Origin of the sequence: Eudoraea sp., assembly GCF_049669105.1 — a bacterium.
GTDB lineage: Bacteria > Bacteroidota > Bacteroidia > Flavobacteriales > Flavobacteriaceae > Eudoraea.
Genome location: NZ_JBATKE010000219.1, coordinates 1 through 5,075, shown reverse-complemented (window position 1 = coordinate 5,075; position 5,075 = coordinate 1). Strand labels below are relative to the sequence as shown.

The window sequence follows — 5,075 nt, the reverse complement described above, 5'->3', positions numbered from 1 at the left end:
CTAGTAAATGTGTGGTCCCTGATTCAGAACTCTTTACATTTCGCCCATAGGTCATGTTTTTAGGGTAGCAGTTAAACTCCGTGAATTATACTTAACAAAAGTAGGACTCTTTACAAAATCCGCTTTTTGTAAAGAGATGACAGGCCATTTCAGGCATCTTCTTCGACCAACATCATATTTGGTTTTTCCCTATAAAAAGTAATTAGTAAAATAGGACACCTATTACAATGAAAAATACCGTTTCAAGCCTTCAAAACAATTATTGATGTTCAATGGTCATTTAATCTTTATAGCGTTTGTATTATTTTATGCTGATTTGTTGGAAAAATCCGTCCAGTCCTTTTAAAAAAAACAATTTGAGCAAATCAAACAACTGGGGAACTGGATGGATTACATCAACCAACCAAATTAAATTCTTCTCAGCTCTCCTGATGCCAGAGCATCCTTTAAATCTGCCGATACAACGAGGTGGCTCCCGAAAAAGCGTCCGCCATCCGCCCTTTTGATCTTCACTTGTAACTTACCGTCCTTTTTTTCCTTTATGGAGGTAACTACCACCTTGTATCCTTCCACCCGCTTATAATTGGCAATTCCGCCTTTTTTGATAATGAAATTGGGTCTTGGAAAATCAATATGCTTGAACCTTGGCGCATCTAGGTGGCCTATTTGCAGTATATCGCCCACTTTTACCTCTTGTTGTGCTACATGGGTAGCGTCCTGTGCGTTCACGTTTATGGTTCCAATCGCTAATAAAACCGCAAAAAATAATTGTTTCATAACTATGTATTTAGGGTTAATAACTAATTCTTCTGTTATCATGTAATTGTGTTTTAGTGTGTCTATATTTTTGCGGGTACATTTTTCCTAATAAATGTTACGCCTTTAATTTTTTAGCTTTCTATTTTTAAGAATACTCGCAGCGTAAGTGTAAATTTCTAACCTTAGGTCTTTAAATCTTTCAGCGCAATCAGTTACCTGTGCTCTAAGTAAATCGTGATTTTGATTTAGCTTCCCGTCACATTTACAATCCCATACTTCCATTAAGCCTCCTGAAACATTTTCATGTTTTGAAAGACTATTTCTTACCTCTACTTTGATTCTTTTCAAATTCTTTAAGCGCCCGTGGTAAACTTGTAGTTTTTCAAATAAGCCTGGGGTATTGGGAAGAAATCGGTAGGAGTTCACTAACTCTTCTAGGAAAACAATACCACCATGAATAAATTGCAAAGTAGACTTCCATTGTTGGCAATCCCAGTGCATTTCATATAAAATTGATAAATGATGTGATTCTATTCGATCTGTTGCCATAGTAAATCATCCCTTTAGGGCCAAAATACTATTATGAAAAGGGTTTGGAAATGATATAAATCAGAATGAAGTATTCCTGATAATTATTTCAATCGCTGTATGAAACTTTGAAATATTGTCTCCAACCAAAATTGTATTTTGAGCCCGATATGAAACGGCATCGTTTTCACTGGATCATTTTCCCAACTTTCAAGGAAAACCCATGGAGAAAAGGATTCTCCATCTATAAATATAGTTGAACCAGCTTGACCGCTTCGGGTTCTTTTAAGAAAGCTGAATGCAAATTTTAATTTTCTTACGTTATGTCTTTTAATACCAAAATCGGAATCTCTGAATAGTAACCTAATTCCTTTACCAATGGATTGGATAGGATACTACCAAAGAACATGTGCTTTTTGTTCATAAAGGCAACCATGTCGCTTTCCCTACTTTGGATAAAGGTGTCAATGCCTTTTTGCACCTTAACATCTGACATGGTATGAAAGCTGTGATCAACCATATCTAACATATGATCCAACAGCACTTTGTTGTTTTCTTGTTTCTTGCTCAGCTTGGTACTTTCCATGATATGAAGTACTCGAATGGCCGACTTATGGTTCTTGGCAATATCCAAAAGAACCTGAATTTCCTTTCTTTTAAAGCTTGCCTTAAAGTCTGTGGGGAAAACGATTTCTTTGGGGGGCGAAAACCTTACATTTTCGGGTATTGCTAGAACCGGACACTCCGTTACCTTTTCCATGATATTGACAGTATTAGTTCCAAAAATCGTGGATCTTGTACCACCTGCACCTTTGGTTCCCATAACGACCAGATCAATATCCTTTTTGTCAATGACATTCTTTACCCCGTACAGAATTGAATTGAATTGGGAAATCTGATAAAACCTATGCTTGGGGTTCTCATCACGCAAGTTTAATATTTCCATTTGTTGGTCTAAACCAGACAAAGAATATTTTTTGGCAGCTTCATAATCAACGTCGTCAGGTTCAGGCACCATTATACTTTTAGTAGAGTATCCTTTCACACGAAAGACATTCAGCAAATAAAACTCGCATTTTTCCTTTTCGTGCATATCCAAAGCATATTGAATTGCATTTAATGCATTCTCAGAAAAATCAGTGGGCAATAATATTCTTTTATCCATCACAATTTTATTAGGGTTATTAATAAAAATAGAATCCTTGGGTTAGATGCAATATGATATTCCTCAGTCATCTCCAGAGGTTATTAGAAAAGAATATCCAAATTGAAGAATCTTTTTTCAAGGTAATTATGCATTAATATGACTCATCGTATAATCATGCTGAAAGGGCATTGTATGCCTTTTTAAAAATCTTTTGTATTTAAACCCTTTTCATGGTCTCAATTTTTGGGCAGACACGGTATTTCCATAAAAGGTATTCTAATATGTAGACCTATTTGTTTTATTTTTGATCTTAGAAAAAGACGCTCCATAAATGTGTGCTTATTCTTAATCATTACTAGGAAATTCATATCGTTTTTTAACTGAAAATCGTTAATGGCAGAACGAATATCTTCTCCTGGAACAGTATGAGATAGGTGGTCGATACCCTCAAAAACTCCTTCTAATATCGATTTGTTCTCCTGTTGATCCCCTGTAAGCTCGTTTCCGGAAGAAACATGTATAATGACTATTTGAGATTTGTTGTGTCCGACAATATGCAGTAATTCCTTTAATTGCTCCTTTGAGTACGTAATTTCATAGTCTGTTGGAAACAAAATGTTTTTTGGTGCCTTGTACTTAAAACCTGAAGGAACAGCAATAACTGGACAGTCAATTTTTTCTATCACTTGTGTCGTATTCGTGCCGAATACGATGTCACTCGCCCCAGTTGCCCCTTGGGTTCCCATAACAACAAGCTCTATTTTCTCCTTTTTAATGATTTTCTTGATTCCGCCCACAACGGTATTCATTTCTGAATTGGGCACGAACATATGTTTTGGGTTCTTAAATTTCTTCGAAAGGCTTTCCAACAATCCTGCCAATTTTTTCATTGAATTTTGCGGATTCGAAATCTCTAAATCAGCAGGCCAAGGATATTCTTCATATTGGGCAGTGGGCATATACGTGTTCAACAAATAGAATGCGCATTTCTCGTCCTTAAAAAGATGAAGGGCATAATTAATTGCGTTTTCAGCGTTTTTGGAAAAGTCCGTTGGTAGTATGATCTTTTTCATGGAAAACTTTCATGTTCAAGAACAAAAATATCATATGAGGTTTTTATAAACCATGATATTGGTCAGTAACCCATTTTAACGATTCCTTTCCTTTTCGTGGTCAAATTGTCACTTCTTGACTAACTATTGTTTAGGGCAAATAGTTAAGTTCTATTGAATGCCTGACATCTATAACTATGGTTTTGAACGAAGCCGATTTTTATTTTTGCTGAGAACTGATTTTGATCATTTTATAAAAGGTATAGTAAGAATAGTTTGCATACTTGTAAAAAAGGTCGAAAACCCCATAATTAGAGGTTTGTTTCAACAATAGACACTTAAACGTAAATATTTAAAAATAAAGATATGCTCGAACTATTCTAACAAGCTGACACTTGGGTCGCCTTATTAACTTTAACGTTCTTGGAAATCATATTGGGCATCGACAATGTCATATTTATTTCTATAACTGCGGGTAAATTGCCTGATGAAACACAAAAAAAGGCAATAAGGGTAGGATTACTTTTGGCGATGTTATTTAGGATTCTGTTACTATTTGGTGTCTCTTATTTAATCGCGATGAAAAATGCTTTTTTCAGATTTGATTACTCTTGGCTAAAGGCTGATATAACAGGTCAAAGCATGGTATTGTTCTTAGGGGGCATTTTTTTAATCTATAAGAGTACAAGTGAAATTCATCAAAAAGTCGAGGGTATTTCCCATTCTAAGGTCAAGGCGGTGGCTTCATCGTTTATCAAAGTAATTGTACAAATTGTTTTAATCGATATCGTTTTTTCTTTTGACTCGGTTTTGACAGCTGTTGGCATGACCAGTGGGATTAATGGAGCATTACCTATAATGGTCATTGCCGTAATAATTTCAATCATAATTATGATGGTTTTTGCAAACCCGGTAAGCAATTTTGTCAATAAGCATCCTGCAATACAAATGCTAGCCTTATCATTTTTAATATTGATCGGGTTTATGTTGATCACTGAAGGTGCACATTTATCAAACACCGAGGTGTTTCAACAACATGTTGGTACCATACCTAAAGGGTATTTGTACTTTGCTATCGTATTTTCTTTAGGTATCGAGTTCTTAAATATGCGATATAGAAAAAATGTAGAGAACAAAAATGTAGAGAACAAATAGGTTGTGTATCGATTGTACAATATTGATGACAGTAGCAAAAAATAGCAGGCTTTTGCAATAGTGTGTAAAAATATATTGCATTAAGGTAGCATGAGGAATGCTTATGAAAAAGAATAGATTACAATGTTAAACGCCCATGCTACCGGTTTCGAAGCACAAACTCCTTTAAGCCGTAAAAGACCAACCATTCGGGAGCGACCTCCTTTAAATCGATCTATGGACATGAAGAAGTAAGCCATGATCATAGACCAAATTAACACTTAGTCTATACGGTAAGCTTTTGACTAAAAAGTATAATTTAACATAAGTAAGAACAGGAAAGTAAGTTACCGATATTTTTGTTCAGCGACTAATGTATTTCACAGTCCTTCACCTAGGTTAAGACTCAACTTATTTTAGCCCGTACCTTTCAACCCTCCGGACAGAACATTCAC

At 35.4% G+C, this 5,075-nt stretch carries 4 protein-coding genes and 1 pseudogene; 1 reads left to right on the top strand and 4 read right to left on the bottom strand.

Translation table 11 applies throughout. The features are described from left to right. Positions 1-408: 408 nt before the first annotated feature. From WBM60_RS16510 to WBM60_RS16495, 4 genes are all read right to left on the bottom strand, one after another. Positions 409-777, bottom strand: a complete 369-nt coding sequence (locus WBM60_RS16510; RefSeq protein ID WP_424259777.1) for a hypothetical protein — start codon at positions 775-777, stop codon at positions 409-411. A gap of 105 nt (positions 778-882) precedes the next feature. Beyond that, complete coding sequence (locus WBM60_RS16505; protein WP_424259778.1) at positions 883-1,308, bottom strand: hypothetical protein; 426 nt, start codon at positions 1,306-1,308, stop codon at positions 883-885. Positions 1,309-1,603: 295 nt separating this feature from the next. Then, the gene (locus WBM60_RS16500; RefSeq protein ID WP_424259779.1) at positions 1,604-2,452 is read right to left on the bottom strand and encodes a universal stress protein; all 849 of its coding nucleotides are present in this window, start codon (positions 2,450-2,452) and stop codon (positions 1,604-1,606) included. A gap of 218 nt (positions 2,453-2,670) precedes the next feature. Continuing rightward, entirely contained in the window at positions 2,671-3,507 is an 837-nt protein-coding gene (locus WBM60_RS16495) for a universal stress protein (protein WP_424259780.1), read from the bottom strand. Between the two features lie 366 nt (positions 3,508-3,873). On the opposite strand from WBM60_RS16495, the pseudogene WBM60_RS16490 reads away from it, so the two are divergent. Further along, positions 3,874-4,641, top strand: a pseudogene (locus WBM60_RS16490) (TerC family protein); the annotation flags it as partial. Positions 4,642-5,075: the final 434 nt, after the last annotated feature.